This window comes from Sulfurivermis sp., from assembly GCF_059410345.1.
The window spans coordinates 288,768-308,036 of the sequence record NZ_JBLJDO010000002.1; the positions used below are offsets into that span (position 1 = coordinate 288,768).

Below are 19,269 nucleotides of genomic sequence, written 5' to 3' on the forward strand. Positions count from 1 at the left end.
TTGCAGTACGGGTGTATTTTTCTCTCAAACGGAATAACCGCATGAACAACGCAGCACAATTGGACGAGGCCGGGCTGGTGCGGCTGGAAGAGTTTCTCAGCGCCGAACAACGCCCGCAGGAGTGCATGGTGCTGGACGAGCTGGACGGTTTTCTCACTGCGCTGGTCTGCACACCCGCTGAGGTGCCTGCCGCAGAGTGGCTGGCCGAGGTGTGGGGTGGCGTGAATCCCGGCTTCGCCGATGACTGCGAGGAACGGGATATCGTGGAACTGATCTTCGCCCTGCGCCGCTCCATAGAGGACGAGCTGCGCGGCAGCGACATCTTCGAACCCATGTGGTACGTGGGGCTGGACGAGGACGACAACGAAGTGGTGGAGCCGGAGGGCTGGTGTTCCGGTTTCATGCGCGCCACCCAGCTGCGCAGCGACCACTGGGATCGCCTGTTCGAGTCTGACGCACAGTACATGTGGCTGGCGCCGATCATTGCCTTCGCCGTGTATCAGTTGCCGGAATCGGCCGAAGACCCGATGCTGGCGCAGCTCGGCAGCGATCAGTCGTTGCGCGAGGAGTTCATCAATGCCATTCCGCCAGCGGTGCAGGATATCTACCGTTCGAGAACGGTGTAGAGACCATCATGCCGTGACCGGCATAACCGTCTCGCCTGCACGCTGGTCGCGGCGATGCCGCTCCTGCATCAGACCCAGACCATGAAGCCCATCTCGAAGGGGTGGCTCAACAGCGGGTGGTAGGGATAGGCGCGCAGCTTGTAGTACTGCATGCCGGAGAGCTTGGGGCGCAGGTCGATGCGGAACAGTGCATCGCCTTGGGCGTTGTGTCCCTGATAGCCGAGGGTGTGGCTGGCCTGGGTGATGAACTCGCCGCTTTCGGTTTCCGTGCCGACCAGGCATTCCACGATCAGGTCTTCCGGTTGCAGCTCGTCGATAGTCATGCTTACTTCGATGGGCACGGTCTCCCCGGCCATGACCTGTTTTTGCAGGTCGTCGGTGCGTTTGATGCTGATTTTGTGCCAGGCGGTACGGATGCGTTTTTTCCATGCCGCCAGCTCGCGTGCCGGGGCGCCGTCCTCCTGCGCCAGGCGTTGCTGCTGGCGTTGCGCCGGGCCGTAATAGTCGCGGATGTAATCCATCACCATGCGCTGGGCGTTGAAGCGCGGCAGCAGTGATTTCATCGACATCTTCGATTTCTTGACCCACCCCTCCGGGTAGCCGTGACCGTTGCGCTGGTAATACAGCGGAATGACGTGGTGCTCCAGCAGGTCGAGCAGTTCGTTGGCCTCTTCGCTGTTGCGGAAGGCTGCATCGTATTGCGGGCCGTGCGGGGTGATGGCCCAGCCGTTATCGCCGTTATAACCCTCGCCCCACCAGCCGTCGGTGACGCTGAGGTTGATCACGCCGTTGATGCCCGCCTTTTGCCCCGAGGTACCGCTGGCCTCCATGGGGAACTCAGGATTGTTGAGCCAGACATCGACGCCGGTGACCAGTTTGCGCCCCAGCGCCATGTCGTAATCCTCCAGCAGAATGATCTTGCCTTCGAATTCCGGCCGCCGCGCATAGTCGTGAATGATCTTGATCAGCTGCTGGCCGGGCTGATCGTGCGGATGCGCCTTGCCGGCAAACATGAACAGTACCGGCCGCCTCGGATCATTCACCAGCCGCGCCAGCCGCTCCGGATTGGAGAACAGCAGGGTGGCGCGCTTGTAGGTGGCGAAGCGGCGCGCAAAGCCGATGGTGAGAATGTCGGTTTCGGTGGGTTGCAGATGGCGCACCAGCCGTTCCAGCTGTGATTCGCTCACGCCGTTGCGCCGGTGCATGCGCAGGGTACGGCGGCGCGCCTCATCCAGGATCTGCGCCTTCAGTGTCTGCCGCAGGCTCCAGAAGGTGTGATCGGGGATGTCTTCGAGTTGTTCCCAGTAGCCGGCATTGAGCAACTCATTGCGCCAGCCGCCGCCGTATTGCATGTCGAGATGATTGACCCACTCACGGGCCAGGAAGGTAGGCACGTGCACGCCGTTGGTGACGTAGCCGATGGGATTTTCCTCGGCCGGGATCTGCGGCCAGATGTAGGCCTCCATCTGCGAGGCGACATCGCCGTGGATACGGCTCACACCGTTGTGGAAGCGCGAACCGCGCAGGCCGAGGGCGGTCTGGTTGAAGCTGTTGGGGGTGGCGGGCGAGGCGCCGAGGGCCAGGATGCGCTCCTCGTCGACGCCAAACTCCTGCATGTAGCGGCCGAAATATTCGCGCATCATGTGGTGGGGAAAGATGTCATGACCGGCGGGAACCGGTGTATGGGTGGTGAATACGGTGGCGGCGGCCACCAGCTCCAGGGCGCTGTCGAAGTCCAGCCCGTTGCCCACCTGTTCACGGATACGCTCGAGGATCTGGAACGCGGTGTGATCCTCGTTGATGTGCCAGACGGTGGGCTGGATGCCGAGGGCGCGCAGGGCGCGCACGCCACCGATACCGAGGGCGATCTCCTGCTGCAGGCGCGTATGAATGTCGCCGCCGTACAGCTGGTAGGTGATGGAGCGATCGTTTTCCTGATTGCCGGGCAAATCGGAGTCGAGCAGATAGAGACGGATGTGGCCGGCGCGCGCCTCCCACACCTTCAGCTCGACGCGGCGGTGCGGCAGCTCGATGAAGACATGCACTTCATTGCCGCTGGCGTCCAGGGCCGGGCGTACCGGCAGATCGCGGAAATCCACCGGATGGTAGTGGGCGATCTGGTAGCCGCCGCCGTCGATGGTCTGGTTGAAGTAACCCTGGCGATAGAGCAGGCCGACGGCGACGAAGGGCAGGCCCAGGTCGCTGGCCGCCTTGCAGTGGTCGCCGGCGAGGATGCCGAGGCCACCGGAATAGATGGGAAAGCTCTCGTGCAGGCCGAACTCGGCGCAGAAGTAGGCCACCAGGTCGCGTTGCGGGTCCAGATGCAGCAGGACATCGCCACGTGCCTCTTCCTGCAGGTAGACGTCATAGGACGAGATGACGCGGTTGTAGTCCTGCATGTAGATGCGATCCTGCGCCGCCCGTTCCAGCGCATCCTGCGCCACCTGGCGCAGGAACACCTTGGGATTGTGGCCGCACTGTTCCCACAGCGATATGTCCAGGCGGCGGAACAGACCGCGCACCTGCCGGTCCCAGCTGTAGAACAGATCGTTGGCCAGCTCCTGCAAACGCGTCAGGCGCGGGGGAATGCGCGGCTGGACTTCCAGTGAATAGCGGGTGCCGGGCATGGGTGCTTCCTGCGGTCAGAGTCGAATAACTGGAGAGTATAGGCGTAGATCCGGCCGCAGGTTACAAGGCGCAAGTTACAGGAAGAATACAACCCATCTTGTGCATCACGGCTCACCGACTTCTTCGAGATAGCGGGCGGCAAATTCGCGATCACTGGTGACGATGTGGGCAACGAGCCAGTCACGCAGCGAGTGCATCAGATCACTGTTCACCGGCATTTTGCCCTGACTGACATCGTTGACCAGCGACTTCAATTCGGCTAGCAGCATGGTATGTTCGCGCTGGTGGCTGATGTGGTCGCGGAAACCGATGGACAGCATCAGTTTCTCTTCATAGAGAAAGTGAGAGCGGGCGTGGCGGTGAATGCGTTGCAGCAGTTCAGCGGGGGTGGCGTTGACCGTGTCGGTATGCAGCGTATTTGCCAGCAGGTTGAGCAGGTCTACCAGCTCGCGGTGCTGATAGTCGATGGGTGCGATGCCGAGATTGAGGTGGGACTGCCACTCGATCAAAACCGCCATGTCTCCTCCATGCCTGCCGGTGAACTGGAAGTGTTGACCGAAATGGACTGGAAAAGTGCCGCACAAGGGTACGATTCTGCGTTCAATCGTGCCGCAAATCGGCTTTTCTGGCAAATCGCAGGGGCCGCTTACGGCCCCTGCTCAGGGGCTACAGGCGGGCGATACGCGCCTGCTGTTCGCTGAGCTGGGCCAGGGCGGTCTGTACTTCGGCCAGGCGGGCGCGCTCTTTCTCCACCAGTTCGGCCGGGGCCTTGGCGGTAAAGCTTTCGTTGGACAGTTTGCCCTGCATGCGCTCGATGTCCTTTTCCAGCTTGCCCATCTCCTTGCTCAGACGCGCCAGTTCCGCTTCCTTGTCGATGAGGCCGGCCATGGGCACCAGCAGCTGCATCTCACCCACCAGCGAAGTGGCCGATTCGGGGGCGGCATCACCGGCATTGAGCCAGGTGATGGATTCGGTGCGCGCCAGGCGTTGCAGGAACAGGCCATTGCGCTCCAGGCGTTGCTTGTCCTCGGCGGAACCGTTCTGCAGCAGTACCGGCAGGGCCTTGCTCGGGGCGATGTTCATGCCGGAACGGATCTTGCGCACGCCGACGATGAAGTCCATCACCCACTGCATCTCGCCCTCGGCAGCGGCGTCAGGCGCGAAATCGGCGGCCTGCGGGTAGGGCTGGCGCATGATGGTGTCGCCTTGGACGCCGGCCAGCGGCGCCACGCGCTGCCAGATCTCTTCGGTGATGTAGGGCATGATGGGATGGGCCAGGCGCAGCAGAGTTTCCAGCACGCGCACCAGGGTCTGGCGGGTGCCGCGCTCCTGCGCCTCGGTCGCATCGCCGCTGGTCAGCACCGGCTTGGACAGTTCCAGATACCAGTCGCAGTACTCGTTCCAGGTGAAGTCGTAGATGGCCTGGGCGGCGAGGTCGAAGCGGTAGCCGTTGACGGCTTCGTTGATGGTGCTGACGGTGCGGGAAAGGCGCGACAGGATCCAGCGGTCGGCCAGCGACAGCTCGCAGGCACCGCCGGTCTGGCCGCAATCCTTGTCTTCGGTATTCATCAACACGTAGCGCGCGGCGTTCCACAGCTTGTTGCAGAAGTTGCGGTAGCCCTCGATGCGGCCGGTATCGAAGTTGATGTCGCGGCCGGTGGAGGCGAGCGCGGCGAAGGTGAAGCGCAGTGCATCGGTGCCGTAGGGCTTGATGCCGTCGGGGAACTCGGCGCGGGTCTGTTTTTCGATCTTCTTGGCCATCTCCGGCTGCATCAGGCCGGTGGTGCGCTTCTGCACCAGGGTCTCCAGATCGATGCCGTCGATGAGGTCGATGGGGTCGAGTACGTTGCCCTTGGACTTGGACATCTTCTGGCCGTGGGCGTCGCGCACCAGGCCATGGATGTACACCTCGCGGAACGGCACGTCGCCCATGAACTTCAGGCCCATCATGATCATGCGGGCGACCCAGAAGAAGATGATATCGAAGCCGGTGACCAGCACCGAAGTCGGGTAGAAGGTCTTGAGGGCATCCGTTTGCCGCGGCCAGCCCAGCGTCGAGAATGGCCACAGGGCGGAGGAGAACCAGGTGTCGAGCACGTCCTCGTCCTGCTGCAGCTTCACCTCGAAGCCCAGCTTGTGTGTGTCGCGCACCTCGGCTTCCGAGCGGCCTACATACACCTTGCCCTGTTCGTCATACCAGGCGGGGATGCGGTGGCCCCACCAGATCTGGCGGGAGATGCACCAGTCCTCGATCTTGTGCATCCAGTCGAAGTAGGTGTTCTTCCAGTTGTCGGGCACGAAGCGGATGCGGCCGTCTTCCACCACCTTGATCGCCTCGGCGGCGAGTGGCGCCACCTTGACGTACCACTGGTCGGTGAGCAGCGGCTCGATGACGCTGTGCGAGCGGTCGCCGCGCGGCACCATCAGCTTGTGGTCCTCGATCTTCTCGATCAGGTCCAGTTCCTTCAGGTCACGCACGATCTGATCACGCGCCTCGTAGCGATCCAGACCGCGGTATTGTTCCGGCGCGTTGGCGTTGATCTTGGCGTCGATGGTGAAGACGTTGATCTGCGGCAGGTTGTGACGCTGACCGACGGCGTAGTCGTTGAAGTCATGCGCCGGGGTGATCTTGACGCAGCCAGTGCCGAACTCGCGGTCGACGTAGTCGTCGGCGATGATGGGGATTGCGCGGCCCACCAGCGGCAAGGTGATGGTCTTGCCGATGAGGTGCCGGTAGCGCTCGTCCTCGGGATTCACTGCCACGGCGCTGTCGCCCAGCATGGTCTCGGGACGGGTGGTGGCGACGACCAGGTGGCCGCTGCCGTCGGACAGGGGGTAGCGCAGGTGCCACAGGTAGCCGTTCTCCTCCTCGCTGATCACTTCCAGGTCGGACACGGCGGTGTGCAGCACCGGGTCCCAGTTGACCAGGCGCTTGCCGCGGTAAATCAGTCCTTCTTCGTACAGGCGCACGAAGACTTCTTTCACCGCGTCGTTGAGGCCCTCGTCCATGGTGAAGCGCTCTTTCGACCAGTCCGGCGAGGCGCCCATGCGCCGCAGCTGGCGGGTGATGGTGCCGCCGGATTCGGCCTTCCACTTCCACACCTCGTCGAGGAAATTCTCGCGGCCGAGGTCATGGCGGGTCTTGCCCTGGGCCAGCAGGCGGCGCTCCACCACCATCTGGGTGGCGATGCCGGCATGGTCGGTGCCCGGCTGCCACAGGGTGTTCTTGCCGTGCATGCGGTTGTAGCGGATCAGGGCATCCATGATGGTGTCCTGGAAGGCATGCCCCATGTGCAGCGAGCCGGTGACGTTGGGCGGCGGGATCATGATGCAGTAGGCATCGCTGTTGGCACCGCTGTCGCTCATTGGAGCGAACCAGCCGTTCTGCTCCCAGGTTTGGTACCAGCGCTGCTCGATGGAATGGGGTTCGTAGCTCTTGTCCATGTCGTTCTTCTAAGTCAGAAGCAAACCACGGAGCACACGGAGAGGGTTTGTTGCTCGATGCGGGCGGCGGCCACGCCGTAACCCGTCGATGCCTTCATGCCCTCCGTGCCCTCCGTGGTTGCTCGGGAGTTGAAAAGTGGGGCGGGATTATACCCGATGGGGGCTATTTCAGCAGGTTGCGCATGCGCAGCTCGTCGCGCAGGACGCGCTTCAGCTCCAGGCGGATGCGGGGCATTTCGCGGTCGATGATCTGGTCGAGGAGGGCATGCAGCTCATCCTCGGAAGGGAGGGGCGGGGGCGTCATGGCTTGCGGCGCGGTGGACGCTGCCGGGGCAGCCGCCTTGGGCTCCGCCCCCGTGGCGACCACCTCGTCCAGCAGGGGGATGTCTTCCTCCGCCTTGGCGCTGGCCCGGGTGGCCAGCAGGGCGCGCACCCGGTTCAGTTCGGCGAGGATTTCGGCAGCGGATTTCTTGGCGTGGTCGGTCATCGTCTCATCCCTGAGCGAGGGTGTGTGTTTCCAAGGGATAGCCGCGATCGCGGTAGAACTTGTAGCGGGCGCGGCCCTGTTGTTTGGCCTGTTCCTCAGCCGGGACGATCTCGGCCACGCGCTGGAAACGGCTGAAGAACAGCGGCACCTCGGCGGCCAGGTTGATCAGCACCTCGTCGTGCACTGCCGGTTCGCTGCCCCAACCGATGTGGATCGGGGTGAGCGCATCGGTCGGTGTGCCGCCGTCGATGCGCTGATGGGGCACGAAGCTGCCCTGGCGGAAGGTCCACAACAATTCATCCATCCGCTCCGCCTCGCGGGCGTCGCTGGCATGGATATAGACCCGGTGGCCGGCCAAGTAGGCCTTTTCCGCCACGCGACAGGCCACCAGCCGGCCGTCGGCCGGCTGCTCACCTTCGAGGATGTAGAAGTCGATGCGGGTCATAGGGGCAGTTACACGTTGCGGGTCGCGGGTTACAAGTAAACCACTTTTGTCACTTACCGTTCGCGGCCTTGTCCAGCAAATATTGCATCAGCAGTGGCACCGGCCGCCCGGTCGCCCCCTTGCCGTTGCCGCTCTTCCAGGCGGTGCCGGCGATGTCCAGGTGGGCCCAGGTGTAGTCCTTGGTATAGCGGGCGAGGAAGCAGGCGGCGGTGATGGTGCCGGCCTCCTTGCCGCCGATGTTGGCCATGTCGGCGAAGGGGCTCTTGAGCTGTTCGTCGTATTCCGGCCACAGCGGCAGCTGCCAGGCGCGGTCGCCGCTGGCCTGGCCGGCGGCGAGCAGGGCGTCCACCAGTTCCTGGTTATTGCCGAGCAGGCCGGAGGCCTGGGAACCCAGGGCCACCACGCAGGCGCCGGTGAGGGTGGCGATGTCGATGACCACCGCCGGGTCGTATTTCTTGATGTAGGTGAGGGCGTCGCACAGGATCAGGCGGCCTTCGGCGTCGGTGTTGAGGATCTCGATGGTCTGGCCCGACATGGAGGTGACGATGTCGCCGGGTTTGTTGGCGGCGCCATCGGGCAGGTTTTCCGAGGACGGCACCACACCCACCACGTTGAGCGGCAGCGCCAGCTCGGCCACCGCCTGCATCACGCCCAGCACCGAGGCGCCGCCGCACATGTCGTACTTCATCTCGTCCATGGCCGCCGCCGGTTTGAGCGAGATGCCGCCGGCGTCGAAGGTGAGGCCCTTGCCCACCAGGACGACGGGTTTGTCCTTTTTCTTGCCGCCCTGGTATTCCAGCACGATCAGGCGCGGCGGCTGGCGGCTGCCCTTGGCCACCGAGAGCAGGGCGCCCATGCCCAGCTTCTCCATTTCATTTTCATCGAGGATGGTGGCCTTGAGCCTCTTGTCGCCCTTGGCCAGACCTTCGGCCTGTTCGGCCAGGTAGCGCGGGGTGCAGAGGTTGCCGGGCAGGTTGGCCAGGTCCTTCGCCAGTTTCATGCCGGCCTGGATGGCCTGGCCCTGGCGCACCGCCTCTTTGGCCACCTTCTCTGCGGCGGCATCGGCCACCAGCAGGGCGACCTTCTTGATGTGCGGCGGCTCCTTGTCTTCCTTCTTGCTCTTCAACTGGTCGAACTGGTAGATCACGCCGCCGGCCAGCTCCACGGTCTGACGCGCCTTCCAGGCCAGGTCGCGTTCCTTCACCTCCAGCTCGGCGAGGGCGAGCAGGGCGTCCTTGGCGCCGGTGCCCTTGAGCGCGCCCAGGGCGGCGCCGAGCAGCTTGCGATAATCGGCGGCGGACAGCGCCTCGCCGGCCTTGCCGCAGCCCACCAGCAGGAGGCGCTCGGCCTGGTCGCCGGCATGGTGCAGCAGCAGGGTGTCGCCCACCTTGCCCTTGATGTCGCCGCCCTTGAGCACCCGGGTGATGGCGCCGCCACAGGCGGCATCCAGCGCCGTGGCGGCGGGGCTCAGTTTGTGCTTTTCGTGCACGCCCACCACGATGCAGGCGCTGCGCTGCTGTTCGACCGAACCGTGCTTGACGGAAAACTCCATGAAAGACTCCTGAATGAATGTTGGCCCGAATGCCGGTGTTGCCGGCTATGGCTATAGCGTAAACTTGTCCGTCCGCGACAACCAGAACAGAACGCCAATTTCTTGATTATCCAACGCTACCTGCTGCGCGAGATCGTCGCTACCTTTGCCGGGGTGGCGCTGCTGCTGTCGCTGATCTTTCTCAGCGGCACCTTCGTGCGCATCCTGTCCGAGGCGGTGGCGGGCACCTACCCGGCCGCCGTGGTGCTGCAACTGTTCGCCCTCAAGGGGGTGGGCAACCTGGTCTTTATCCTGCCGCTGGCCTTTTTCCTCGCCATCCTGCTCGCCCTGGGGCGCTTCTACCGCGACAGCGAAATGACCGTGCTGTACGCCTGCGGCATCGGCCCGGAGCGCATCTACCGCAGCGTCGGCGCCCTGGCCGTGGTGGTGGCGGCGTTGCTGGCCTTTCTGGCGCTGTATTTCGCCCCCTGGGCCGAGGAACGCAGCTACCGCCTGCTGGACGAGGCCGGTGCCCGCTCGGAGATCGAGGGGCTGGCGGCCGGGCGCTTCAACCAGGCCGGCGGCAACGGTGGCATGCAGGTCTATGTGGAGAGCATCAGCAGCGACCGCCGCGAACTGGGCAAGGTTTTCGCCCAGGGCGAGGTGGAGGGACGGCAGCAATTGCTGACGGCGGCGCGGGCATTCCAGCGGGTGGAGGCGGACGGCGAGCGCTATCTGGTGTTCAACGACGGCTATCGGTATGAAGGTCTGCCCGGGGCGCCGGATTTCCGCGTCATCGAGTTCCGCGAACATGGCATCCGCCTGGTGGAGCGTGAGGTGGTGGCGCGCGATCGGCCGCGTCATGCGGTCTCCAGTCTGGACCTGTGGCGCAACGGCAGTCCCGGCGAACTGGCCGAACTGCAATGGCGCATCGCCGTGCCGCTGACCACTATTCTGCTCGCCCTGCTGGCGGTGCCGCTTTCTCGCAGTTCGCCGCGTGAGGGGCGCTACGGCCGTCTGTTCGTCGGCATTCTGGTGTACATCGTCTACAACAACCTGCTGTCCATGGCCAAGTCCTCCGTAGGCAAGGGCGAGGTGAGTCCGTGGCTGGGGCTGTGGTGGGTGCACGCCCTGGTCATCGCCCTGCTGCTGCTGATCCTGTGGCGGCAGCAGCGTCTGCCGGGGCCGCGGCGCCAGGCGGCAACATGAAGATCCTCGACCGTTACATCGGCCGTACCGTGCTCAGTCACACCCTGGTGGTGATGCTGGTGCTGCTGTCCATGTATTTCTTCAGCACCCTGGTGGACGAGCTGGACTACGTCGGCCAGGGCCGCTACACCACCCTGGCGGCGCTGCAATACGGTTTGCTGCTGCTGCCGCGCCAGGCCTATGAGCTGTTTCCCATGGTGGCCCTGCTGGGCGGCATGCTGGGTCTCGGTACCCTGGCCAGCAGCAACGAGCTGACGGTGATTCGCGCCGCCGGCGTGTCGGTGCGGCGCATCATGCTGGCGGTGATGAAGATGGCGCTGTTGCTGATGCTGGCGGTGGCGCTGATCGGCGAGCTGGCGGCGCCGCAACTGGAGCAGCAGGCACGCGTGCTGCGCGGCCAGGCCATGAGCCAGAATGTGAGCCTCAACGTGAAGGAAGGATTGTGGGCGCGCGACGGCAACACCTACATCAATATCCGTCGCCTGCTGCCCGGCGGCCTGGCCCATGACGTGTCGTTGTATGTGTTCGACGAGCAGCAGCGCCTGCATGAAATGGTGCGCGCCAAGGAGGCGGTGTACGAGGCGGGCGGTTGGGTGTTGCGCCAGGCGGCGCGCAGCCTGATCGGCGCCGCCGGGGTTGAAACCGCTCAGGTGGCTGAGCAAGGCTGGAAAACCACGCTGACGCCGGAGGTGATCAACGTGGCGGCGCTGCCGCCGGACAAACTGGCCATCTGGGAACTGACCGGCTACGTGGGTTACACCCGCGCCAACAATCTGGATGCCAGCGTCTACGAGCTGGCGCTGTGGACCCGCATCATCGCCCCGCTGGCTACCGGCGGCATGATGCTGCTCGCCGTGCCCTTCATCTTCGGCTCGCTGCGCAGCGTCGGCATCGGTCTGCGCATCACCGTCGGCGGTCTGCTCGGCATCGGCTTCTATCTGTTCAACGGCGTGTTCGGCCGCATCGCCCTGGTCTACGACCTGTCGCCGATCGCCAGCGCCGTCATCCCCACCCTGGTGGTGTATGGGCTGTGGTGGGGATTGATGCGGCGTGTGCAGTGAAATACCTCATGGGAGTGTGAGACCTGTTTGTTCGAAGGCGATGGTGCCGCTGCTCACGGAGTTGTCGCCGTTGTCGTAGGCGAAGTTCATGAGTGCGCCTTCGGCATTGGCGCCGAGCAGGCCGCCGGAAATGCTGAGCCAATCTGCCTGGGTGGTGCTGCCGTCACCGGTGCCGGTGAACAGGGTGGTGCCGGAAATGAAACTGCCGCTGAAGCTGAAACTGGCGTCTGATGTTTGGTTGTCAGGGAAGATAATGTCGGCACCACCAGCCAAGGTGGCGCTGCCAAAATACACATATAGACTTGCGCTGGTAATCTGCCCCTGGTTGCCAAACTGGTCGGTTGCCGAGCCGCCCACCCCGCTGTATATCCCCACGAGATCCTGTGCGGCGAGGTTATCGAACACGCTGCGCGGCGTGAACAGCGTGCCAGGAATGCCATCTTCCGACGGATTCTGTTCACCCGCCAGGAAGGTCGGCTCGCGGCTGGTCTCATCTGCCGGCGGCAGCAGCAGCGGCGGCGTGTCGATGAGTTCCGGCGGCGTCTGCCGGCTGGCAACGAAGGCCGACTGGCCGACGGCGAGATCGATGATGCCGGCGGGATTGGCGATGTAGATGGTGCCGTCCTGGGTGCTGACGTAGAGGCCATCCGGCTGCGGCTTGCCGTTCACCGGCGGGCAGTCGCCGGCGCAATAGCGCAGGGTGAAGCCGGTGCCGCGGATGCCGATGGTGGCCACCGGGGTGGTGACGCTGTAGGTCTCCTTGGAGCGCACGCCGATGGTGCCGGTGACGGCGCGTAGGCCGCCCTTGAGCAGGCTGAAGGAGGCCTTGTCGCCGCTTTCCTCGAAGTTGTAATCGTCCACCACGAAGCGGGTGTGTTCCTGCAGCGATACCAGGCCGCCGTCGCTGAAGCGCACCTGCAATTTTCCCGCGCCGGTGATCAGGGTGTCGCCGCTGTTGACGGCGTCGCCACGGCGCAGGGCGCGGCTGACGTTCTGCGGGTCCTGCGCCTGTGCCTCGCCGCTGGCGAAGATGGTCTTGCCGGCGGCGGCCCAGGCGCTGGTGCCGGCGAGCAGGCACAGGATGGCGCAGAGCGGGACGATACGGAGTATGCGCGATTTCATGATGGCTCTCCTTAGCGGAAGTCGTAGCGCGCCGACAGCATGAACTGGTTGCGCTGGTAATCGGTGATCGGGATGTTCGAGTCGTTCTTGATGTGGCGCAGCTGGCCGCGCAGCGACCAGGCCGGGTCCATCCGGTAAGTCACCGTGGCGCTGAGGTCATACAGCGTGTCCTCGCGCGTCTTCAGGAAGATCGGGTCCTTGCCGCCGTGGCGCACCTGCTGGTAGCTGCCCAGCAGGTTCAGCGCGGTCTTCTGGTTGAGGGCGTAGTTGATGCCCAGACGCAGGCCGAGGAAGTCGCGGCCGAAGTGCGCGTAGCCGGCGGCCTGTTCGTCGTCCATGCCGCCGAACACGCTGCTGTAGAACACCACCGGCGCCGTGGTCTGTGCCAGGGCATGTACCCAGGCCGCGCCGACGATGCTCTGATTGGCGTCGCGGATCTTCTGGTCCGGATAGCGCAAGGTGGCGTATTGCACGAACAACGAACCCTGGTTGCGGGCATCGAAGGTGTGCTCCCACTGCAGGTTGAGGCCGAGCAGGTTGCGATAATGCTCGCCGTCCAGCCAGTAGCCCTGTCCCTGTATGGCGCCGGTGTAGCGGTTCTTGTGGCGTTGCAGGCGCAGGCCGGCGTGGAGGTCGACGATATTGGTGTCGAAGCGGGTCTTGGCGAAGTTGTGGCGCAGATCCAGATTGCCGCCGGCGAAGGCCTGCAGGTCGTGGCGCACCTCGCGCCGGTAGTTGACGCCGCCGCGCAGGGTGCTGAAGGTGTCCGACTGCTCCAGTCCGCTGGGGGCGAGGGTGAATACCAGATTGCCCAGCGCCGGTATGGCCACCTGGTTGTCGCTGGTGGCGCTGTTGACGTTGGAGTCGTAGCCGGCGCTGACCTCCACATAACCGCTGAACTGATCGCGCTGGGTGTCGAAGCGCTGCTCCAGCACGTTGAGGTAGCGGGCGATGCTGTCGCGCACCGCTGCCGGCGGGTCCTGGCGCAGCACCTGATTGAATTCGTGATGGGCCGCCTGGTTTTCGCCCATCAGAAAGTAGGCCTTGGCCAGTTCGGCGCGGGCCTGGGTGTGTCCCGGCTGCACGCTGAGGACGCGCTCGAAGGCAAAGACCGCCAGCTTGGGACGGCCCGCATTGAGCGCCGCCACGCCGAGCAGATAGTCGTATTCGGGATCGCCGGCACGGCTGTCTTCCAGCGGGGCCAGCAACTGATAGGCCCGTTCCGCCGCCTTGCCGTCCAGCAGCCGGCGCGCCTCGTCCAGCGTGGCGTCGGCCTGCGCCGTGACCGAGAACAGCAGGGCCGTGCAGGCCAAGGCCTGCAGCGTGGCTGTCCCACCTCTCCTTGTGCCCGTACGGTGCGGGCGCCGTGCGCGTTTCATGGTGCTCTCCCTGTTTTTGTGAACTGCTTCCCAAATACTAACACCTCGCCGCGGGAAGTCAGTGGCGTGGCGGCGTTTTTTCCTTACCACCGGTCTGGGTTAGAATGCCCGTCCTTATCCAACCGGACGCGCATCATGGCCGACGATCTTGCCGACCTGTTCCAGAACAACCGCGCCTGGGCCGCCCAGCATATCGCTCAGGATTCCGAATTCTTCACCCGCCTGTCTCAGCAACAGAGCCCGCAATATCTGTGGATTGGCTGCTCCGACAGCCGCGTGCCCGCCAACGACATCGTCGGCTTGGCGCCGGGCGAACTGTTCGTGCACCGCAACGTGAGTAACCTGGTCTATCACACCGATTTCAACTGCATGTCGGTGCTGCAGTACGCCATCGAAATCCTGCAGGTGAAGCACATCATCGTCACCGGCCATTACGGTTGCGGCGGCGTGCGCGCTGCACTGCAAAACCGTGAGCTGGGGTTGATCGACAACTGGCTGCACAATGTGCGCGATATCTACGACAGGAACCGCACCCGGCTGGAGCGCCTCGACGAGGAGGAGCGCATCGATCGCCTGTGTGAACTGAACGTGGTACAGCAGGTGGCCAACGTGTGCCAGACCACCATCGTGCAGCGCGCCTGGCACAACGGGCAGGAACTGTCGGTGCACGGCTGCATCTACAGCATCAACGACGGCATCCTGCGCGACCTCGGCGTACGGGTCACCGGCGCGGATCAACTGGCGCCGGTGTATCGGATAGAGGAATAAGGGCGAGGGGGGATGATCGTTCCCACGCTCCGCGTGGGAACGATGACAAGCGATGAATCGCCCACGGCGTGGGCTCCTACCCTTTGTTTTTTTCTGTATCCACCCTGACGAGGAGGCTCTCCGACCAGCGGTCGTGCCAGGTCATCCGGTCCCTGTCCCACAGCGACCACCAGAAGCCGAGGCCGAGGGCGGCCCAGGAGACGAGGGCGGTGAGGAAGCGCAGCAGGGCCTGGGGCCAGCTGATGGCACGGCCGTCGCGGGTCTGCACGCGGATGCGCCAGGTGCGCATGCCCAGGGTCTGGCCGCCGTGGGTCCAGAACCAGCCGAAGAACAGGAAGGCCACTGCCAGCAGCCAGAACAGGGCCAGCGGGTCGAAGCTGCCGTCGCCGGCGCCGCGGCGCAGCAGGGTATAGGGTATGAAGGCCAGCAACTCCACGCCGAGCAGCAGCACGGTGTCGTACAGGGCGGCGGCCAGGCGGCGCAGTAGGTGGCTGGGGGTGTATGCGGTGCTCAAGGTGCGATGACTCGGGGCCAGGGTTGGGGCGCCACCTTACCGTATTTTCCCCGCAACTCGAAACCGGGGGCCGGTTTCCAGTATCATTGGCGCCTCCCTGAACCCCATCCGAAAGGCCTGCCCAGTCATGCTGTTGTTGCGCGGAAGTCCGGCTCTATCCCCGTTTCGTCTGGAAAAGCTGCTGGCGCAGGTGCGCCGCGCCGTGCCGACGGTGGAACACCTCTACGCCGAGTTCGTCCATTTCGCCGACACGGAGCGGGCGCTCACCGACGCCGAGCGCGGTGTACTGGAGCAATTGCTCAACTATGGCCCGCGCTTGAGTGTGGAGGAGCCGCACGGCCGACTGTTCTTCGTGGTGCCGCGCGTCGGCACCATCTCCCCCTGGGCCTCCAAGGCCACCGACATCGCCCACAATTGCGGTCTGGCCATGGTGCATCGGCTGGAGCGCGGGGTGGCCTATTACGCCGCCAAGGCCGGTGATGCACCGTTCAGCGAGCACGAGGCCGCCCAGGTGGCGGCGCTGTTGCACGACCGCATGACCGAGAATGTGCTCGATGCGCTGGACGAAGCGGCCGGGCTGTTCCGCGTGCAGGAGCCGGGGACGCTGCGTACCGTGGACGTGCTGGCTGGCGGCCGCGCCGCGCTGGAGCGGGCCAACAGGGAGTGGGGGCTGGCCCTGGCCGCCGACGAGATCGACTACCTGGTGGAGAACTTCATTGCGCTCGGTCGCAATCCCACCGACGTCGAGCTGATGATGTTCGCCCAGGCCAACTCCGAGCATTGCCGCCACAAGATATTCAATGCCGACTGGGTCATCGACGGCCAGGCGCAGGATAAATCGCTGTTCGGCATGATCCGCAACACCTATCACCACAATTCCCGCGGCATCCTGTCCGCCTACAAGGACAACGCGGCGGTGATCGAGGGCTATGAGGCGGGCCGTTTCTATCCGCTGCCCGGCAGCAATGAATACCGCTATCACCAGGAGCAGGTGGCGATCCTGATGAAGGTGGAGACCCACAATCATCCCACCGCCATCTCACCCTTTCCCGGCGCGGCCACCGGCTCCGGCGGCGAGATCCGCGACGAGGGCGCCACCGGGCGCGGTTCCAAGCCCAAGGCGGGCCTCACCGGTTTCTCCGTGTCCAACCTGCGCATCCCCGGCTTCGAGCAGCCCTGGGAGCGCGACCACGGCAAGCCGGGGCGCATCGTCTCCGCCCTGCAGATCATGATCGACGGCCCCTTGGGTGCCGCCGCCTTCAACAACGAATTCGGCCGCCCGGCCATCAACGGCTACTTCCGCACCTATGAGGAAAAGGTTGCCGGCCCCAATGGTGAAGAGGTGCGCGGCTACCACAAGCCCATCATGCTGGCCGGCGGCCTCGGCAACATCCGCGTCGACCACGTGGAGAAGAACCGCATCCCCGTCGGTGCGCAGCTGGTGGTGTTGGGCGGCCCCGCCATGCTCATCGGTCTGGGTGGCGGCGCCGCCTCCTCCATGAGCACCGGCCAGTCCCACGAAGACCTGGACTTCGCCTCGGTGCAGCGCGGCAATCCGGAGATCGAGCGCCGCTGCCAGGAGGTCATCGACCGCTGCTGGCAGCTGGGCGACAAGAATCCCATCGTATCCATTCATGATGTCGGCGCCGGCGGTCTGTCCAATGCCATGCCGGAACTGGTCAATGACGCCGGCCGCGGTGCGCGCTTCGAGCTGCGCGCCATCCCCAATGACGAGCCGGGCATGACGCCGATGGAGATCTGGTGCAACGAGGCGCAGGAACGTTACGTCCTCGCCGTGCAGCCTGAGGACATGGAACGCTTCGCCAAGATTTGCGAGCGCGAGCGCGCACCCTTTGCGGTGATCGGTGAGGCCACCGAGGAGCAGCGACTGGTACTGGGCGATGGCCACTTCGAGAACACGCCCATCGACCTGCCGCTGGAAGTACTGCTGGGCAAGCCGCCCAAGATGCTGCGCGACGTGCAGCACAAGCCGTTCCACAAGAGCGAGCTGCGCACCGCGCACATCGACATCAAGGACGCCGCCTACCGCCTGCTGCGCCTGCCCACGGTGGCGAGCAAGAACTTCCTCATCACCATCGGCGACCGCACGGTCACCGGCCTGGTGTGCCGCGATCAGATGGTCGGCCCATGGCAGGTGCCGGTGGCCGACTGCGGCGTCACCGCCACCAGCTTCGACGTCTACACCGGCGAGGCCATGGCCATGGGCGAGCGCACCCCCGTTGCCCTCATCGATCACGCGGCTTCGGCACGCATGGCGGTGGGTGAGGCGCTGACCAACATCCTTGCTGCGCGCATCGACGACCTCTCACGCATCGTGCTGTCCGCCAACTGGATGGCCCCGGCTGGTCATCCCGGCGAGGACGCCGGTCTGTATGCGGCGGTGCAGGCGGTGGGCATGGAGCTGTGCCCGGCACTCGGCATCGCCATTCCGGTGGGCAAGGATTCCATGTCCATGAAGACGGTGTGGGAGGACAACGGCATAAAGAACAGCGTCACCGCGCCGCTGTCGCTCATCGTCACCGCCTTCGCGCCGGTATCCGATGTGCGCAAGAGCTTGACCCCGGAGCTGCATGCCGAGCACGGCGATACCGACCTCATCTTCATCGACCTGGGCAAGGGGCGGAACCGCATGGGCGGCTCCTGTCTGGCGCAGGTGTACAAGGAATTGGGCCACCACGCGCCGGATCTGGATGACGCGGCGCAGTTCAAGGCCTTCTTCGACTGTATCCAGGATCTGAACGCCAAGGGCCTGTTGCTTGCCTATCACGACCGCTCCGACGGCGGCCTGTTCGTGACCCTGGCGGAGATGGCCTTCGCCGGCCACACCGGCATCAGCATCGAGCTGGACGGGCTGGAAGGCGATGCGGCATCGATCCTGTTCAACGAGGAACTGGGTGCGGTGATCCAGGTGCGTCACGTCGATACCGACGACGTGCTGGCATATCTGCACGATGCCGGCCTCGGCAGACACAGCCTGGTCATCGGCACGCTCAATGACGACGACCGCATCGTCATCACGCAGGATCGCATCGAACTGTTCAACGAGGCGCGCATCGAACTGCAACGGGCCTGGGCCGAGACCAGTTACCGCATGCAGGCGTTGCGCGACAACCCCGCATGCGCAGAGGAGGAGTTCGACACCCTGCTCGATGCCGGCGATCCGGGGCTGCACGCCGAACTGTCCTTCGATATCGACGCAGATGTGGCCGCGCCGTTCATCCACACCGGCCAGCGCCCACGCGTCGCCGTGCTGCGTGAGCAGGGTGTCAACGGCCAGGTGGAAATGGCGGCCGCCTTCGACCGCGCCGGCTTCGCCGCGGTGGACGTGCACATGAGCGACATCATCGCCGGCCGTGTGTCACTGAAAGACTTCACCGGCCTGGTGGCCTGTGGCGGCTTCTCCTACGGCGATGTGCTCGGTGCCGGTGGCGGCTGGGCCAAGTCGATCCTGTTCAACCCGCGCGCGCGCGATGAATTTGCCGCCTTCTTCCAGCGCGGCGACAGCTTCAGTCTCGGCGTGTGCAACGGCTGCCAGATGATGTCCAATCTGCACGAACTCATCCCCGGCGCCGAGGGCTGGCCGCGCTTCGTGCGCAACGAGTCCGAGCAGTTCGAGGCGCGCGTGGCGATGGTGGAGGTGGTCAAGTCGCCGTCGCTGTTCCTCGCCGGCATGGAAGGCTCACGCATGCCCATCGCCGTGGCCCATGGCGAAGGCCGCGCCGAGTTCGCCGACCCGGCGATGGGGCCGGCCCTGGCCCTGCGCGATCACCGCGTCGCCCTGCGCTGGGTCAACAACTACGGCGACCCGACGGAAATCTATCCGTTCAATCCCAACGGTTCGCCGCTGGGCATCACCGGCCTGACCAGCGCCGACGGCCGCGTCACCATCATGATGCCCCATCCGGAGCGCGTGTTCCGCGCCGTGCAGCATTCCTGGGGCCCGGACGACTGGCTGGAAGACGGCCCGTGGATGCGCATGTTCCGCAACGCGCGGGTGTGGGTGGGGTAAAACGGCGCAGGTGCGAGGTTTATCG

General features: G+C 64.7%; 14 protein-coding genes. 5 read left to right on the top strand and 9 right to left on the bottom strand.

The window, feature by feature from the left end; translation table 11 throughout:
* Positions 1-41: 41 nt before the first annotated feature.
* Positions 42-626 (top strand): YecA/YgfB family protein, encoded by a 585-nt coding sequence (locus ACMV8A_RS03090; protein ID WP_495324263.1) that lies wholly within the window; start codon positions 42-44, stop codon positions 624-626.
* A 68-nt stretch (positions 627-694) separates the two neighbouring features.
* On the opposite strand, the gene glgP is transcribed toward ACMV8A_RS03090, so the two are convergent.
* The 6 genes from glgP to ACMV8A_RS03120 form a co-directional block, all read right to left on the bottom strand.
* Positions 695-3,253: an alpha-glucan family phosphorylase gene (glgP, locus tag ACMV8A_RS03095; protein WP_495324264.1), complete on the bottom strand. Its 2,559-nt coding sequence runs from the start codon at positions 3,251-3,253 to the stop codon at positions 695-697.
* Positions 3,254-3,358: 105 nt separating this feature from the next.
* A complete protein-coding gene (locus tag ACMV8A_RS03100) occupies positions 3,359-3,772 on the bottom strand; it encodes a bacteriohemerythrin (RefSeq protein WP_495324265.1) in 414 nt (137 codons plus the stop codon).
* A gap of 148 nt (positions 3,773-3,920) precedes the next feature.
* Positions 3,921-6,698 carry a valine--tRNA ligase gene (locus tag ACMV8A_RS03105; protein WP_495324266.1) on the bottom strand — a complete coding sequence of 926 codons (2,778 nt, stop codon included), beginning with the start codon at positions 6,696-6,698 and terminating at the stop codon, positions 3,921-3,923.
* Between the two features lie 163 nt (positions 6,699-6,861).
* Positions 6,862-7,185 (bottom strand): hypothetical protein, encoded by a 324-nt coding sequence (locus tag ACMV8A_RS03110; RefSeq protein WP_495324267.1) that lies wholly within the window; start codon positions 7,183-7,185, stop codon positions 6,862-6,864.
* Positions 7,186-7,189: 4 nt separating this feature from the next.
* Complete coding sequence (locus tag ACMV8A_RS03115; RefSeq protein ID WP_495324268.1) at positions 7,190-7,630, bottom strand: DNA polymerase III subunit chi; 441 nt, start codon at positions 7,628-7,630, stop codon at positions 7,190-7,192.
* Positions 7,631-7,679: 49 nt separating this feature from the next.
* Entirely contained in the window at positions 7,680-9,182 is a 1,503-nt protein-coding gene (locus ACMV8A_RS03120) for a leucyl aminopeptidase (RefSeq protein ID WP_495324269.1), read from the bottom strand.
* 102 nt (positions 9,183-9,284) lie between these two features.
* Here ACMV8A_RS03120 and lptF point away from each other — a divergent pair, with 102 nt between their 5' ends.
* The gene (gene lptF / locus ACMV8A_RS03125) at positions 9,285-10,370 is read left to right on the top strand and encodes an LPS export ABC transporter permease LptF (protein ID WP_495324270.1); all 1,086 of its coding nucleotides are present in this window, start codon (positions 9,285-9,287) and stop codon (positions 10,368-10,370) included.
* Entirely contained in the window at positions 10,367-11,431 is a 1,065-nt protein-coding gene (gene lptG / locus ACMV8A_RS03130; protein WP_495324271.1) for an LPS export ABC transporter permease LptG, read from the top strand. The genes lptF and lptG overlap by 4 nt, the downstream gene beginning before the upstream one ends.
* A 6-nt stretch (positions 11,432-11,437) precedes the next feature.
* Here lptG and ACMV8A_RS03135 read toward each other — a convergent pair whose 3' ends face one another.
* Both ACMV8A_RS03135 and ACMV8A_RS03140 read right to left on the bottom strand, forming a co-directional pair.
* A complete protein-coding gene (locus tag ACMV8A_RS03135) occupies positions 11,438-12,553 on the bottom strand; it encodes a FecR family protein (protein ID WP_495324272.1) in 1,116 nt (371 codons plus the stop codon).
* Between the two features lie 11 nt (positions 12,554-12,564).
* Positions 12,565-13,932 (bottom strand): surface lipoprotein assembly modifier, encoded by a 1,368-nt coding sequence (locus tag ACMV8A_RS03140; RefSeq protein ID WP_495324273.1) that lies wholly within the window; start codon positions 13,930-13,932, stop codon positions 12,565-12,567.
* A gap of 135 nt (positions 13,933-14,067) precedes the next feature.
* On the opposite strand from ACMV8A_RS03140, the gene can reads away from it, so the two are divergent.
* Positions 14,068-14,700, top strand: coding sequence for a carbonate dehydratase (gene can / locus ACMV8A_RS03145; RefSeq protein WP_495324274.1), 633 nt, complete (start codon positions 14,068-14,070; stop codon positions 14,698-14,700).
* Positions 14,701-14,776: 76 nt separating this feature from the next.
* On the opposite strand, the gene ACMV8A_RS03150 is transcribed toward can, so the two are convergent.
* The gene (locus ACMV8A_RS03150) at positions 14,777-15,214 is read right to left on the bottom strand and encodes an RDD family protein (protein WP_495324275.1); all 438 of its coding nucleotides are present in this window, start codon (positions 15,212-15,214) and stop codon (positions 14,777-14,779) included.
* Positions 15,215-15,341: 127 nt separating this feature from the next.
* Between ACMV8A_RS03150 and purL the strand changes: the two genes are divergently transcribed.
* On the top strand, positions 15,342-19,244 hold the full coding sequence (purL, locus tag ACMV8A_RS03155) for a phosphoribosylformylglycinamidine synthase (protein ID WP_495324276.1): 3,903 nt from the start codon (positions 15,342-15,344) through the stop codon (positions 19,242-19,244).
* The last annotated feature ends 25 nt before the right edge of the window (positions 19,245-19,269 follow it).

Coding starts and splice junctions, on each gene's coding strand:
- can (WP_495324274.1), top strand. CDS start 14,068: ATGGCCGACGATCTTGCCGACCTGTTCCAGAACAACCGCGCCTGGGCC.
- ACMV8A_RS03135 (WP_495324272.1), bottom strand. CDS start 12,553: ATGAAATCGCGCATACTCCGTATCGTCCCGCTCTGCGCCATCCTGTGC.
- glgP (WP_495324264.1), bottom strand. CDS start 3,253: ATGCCCGGCACCCGCTATTCACTGGAAGTCCAGCCGCGCATTCCCCCG.
- lptG (WP_495324271.1), top strand. CDS start 10,367: ATGAAGATCCTCGACCGTTACATCGGCCGTACCGTGCTCAGTCACACC.
- ACMV8A_RS03120 (WP_495324269.1), bottom strand. CDS start 9,182: ATGGAGTTTTCCGTCAAGCACGGTTCGGTCGAACAGCAGCGCAGCGCC.
- ACMV8A_RS03090 (WP_495324263.1), top strand. CDS start 42: ATGAACAACGCAGCACAATTGGACGAGGCCGGGCTGGTGCGGCTGGAA.
- purL (WP_495324276.1), top strand. CDS start 15,342: ATGCTGTTGTTGCGCGGAAGTCCGGCTCTATCCCCGTTTCGTCTGGAA.
- ACMV8A_RS03110 (WP_495324267.1), bottom strand. CDS start 7,185: ATGACCGACCACGCCAAGAAATCCGCTGCCGAAATCCTCGCCGAACTG.
- ACMV8A_RS03140 (WP_495324273.1), bottom strand. CDS start 13,932: ATGAAACGCGCACGGCGCCCGCACCGTACGGGCACAAGGAGAGGTGGG.
- ACMV8A_RS03115 (WP_495324268.1), bottom strand. CDS start 7,630: ATGACCCGCATCGACTTCTACATCCTCGAAGGTGAGCAGCCGGCCGAC.
- ACMV8A_RS03105 (WP_495324266.1), bottom strand. CDS start 6,698: ATGGACAAGAGCTACGAACCCCATTCCATCGAGCAGCGCTGGTACCAA.
- ACMV8A_RS03100 (WP_495324265.1), bottom strand. CDS start 3,772: ATGGCGGTTTTGATCGAGTGGCAGTCCCACCTCAATCTCGGCATCGCA.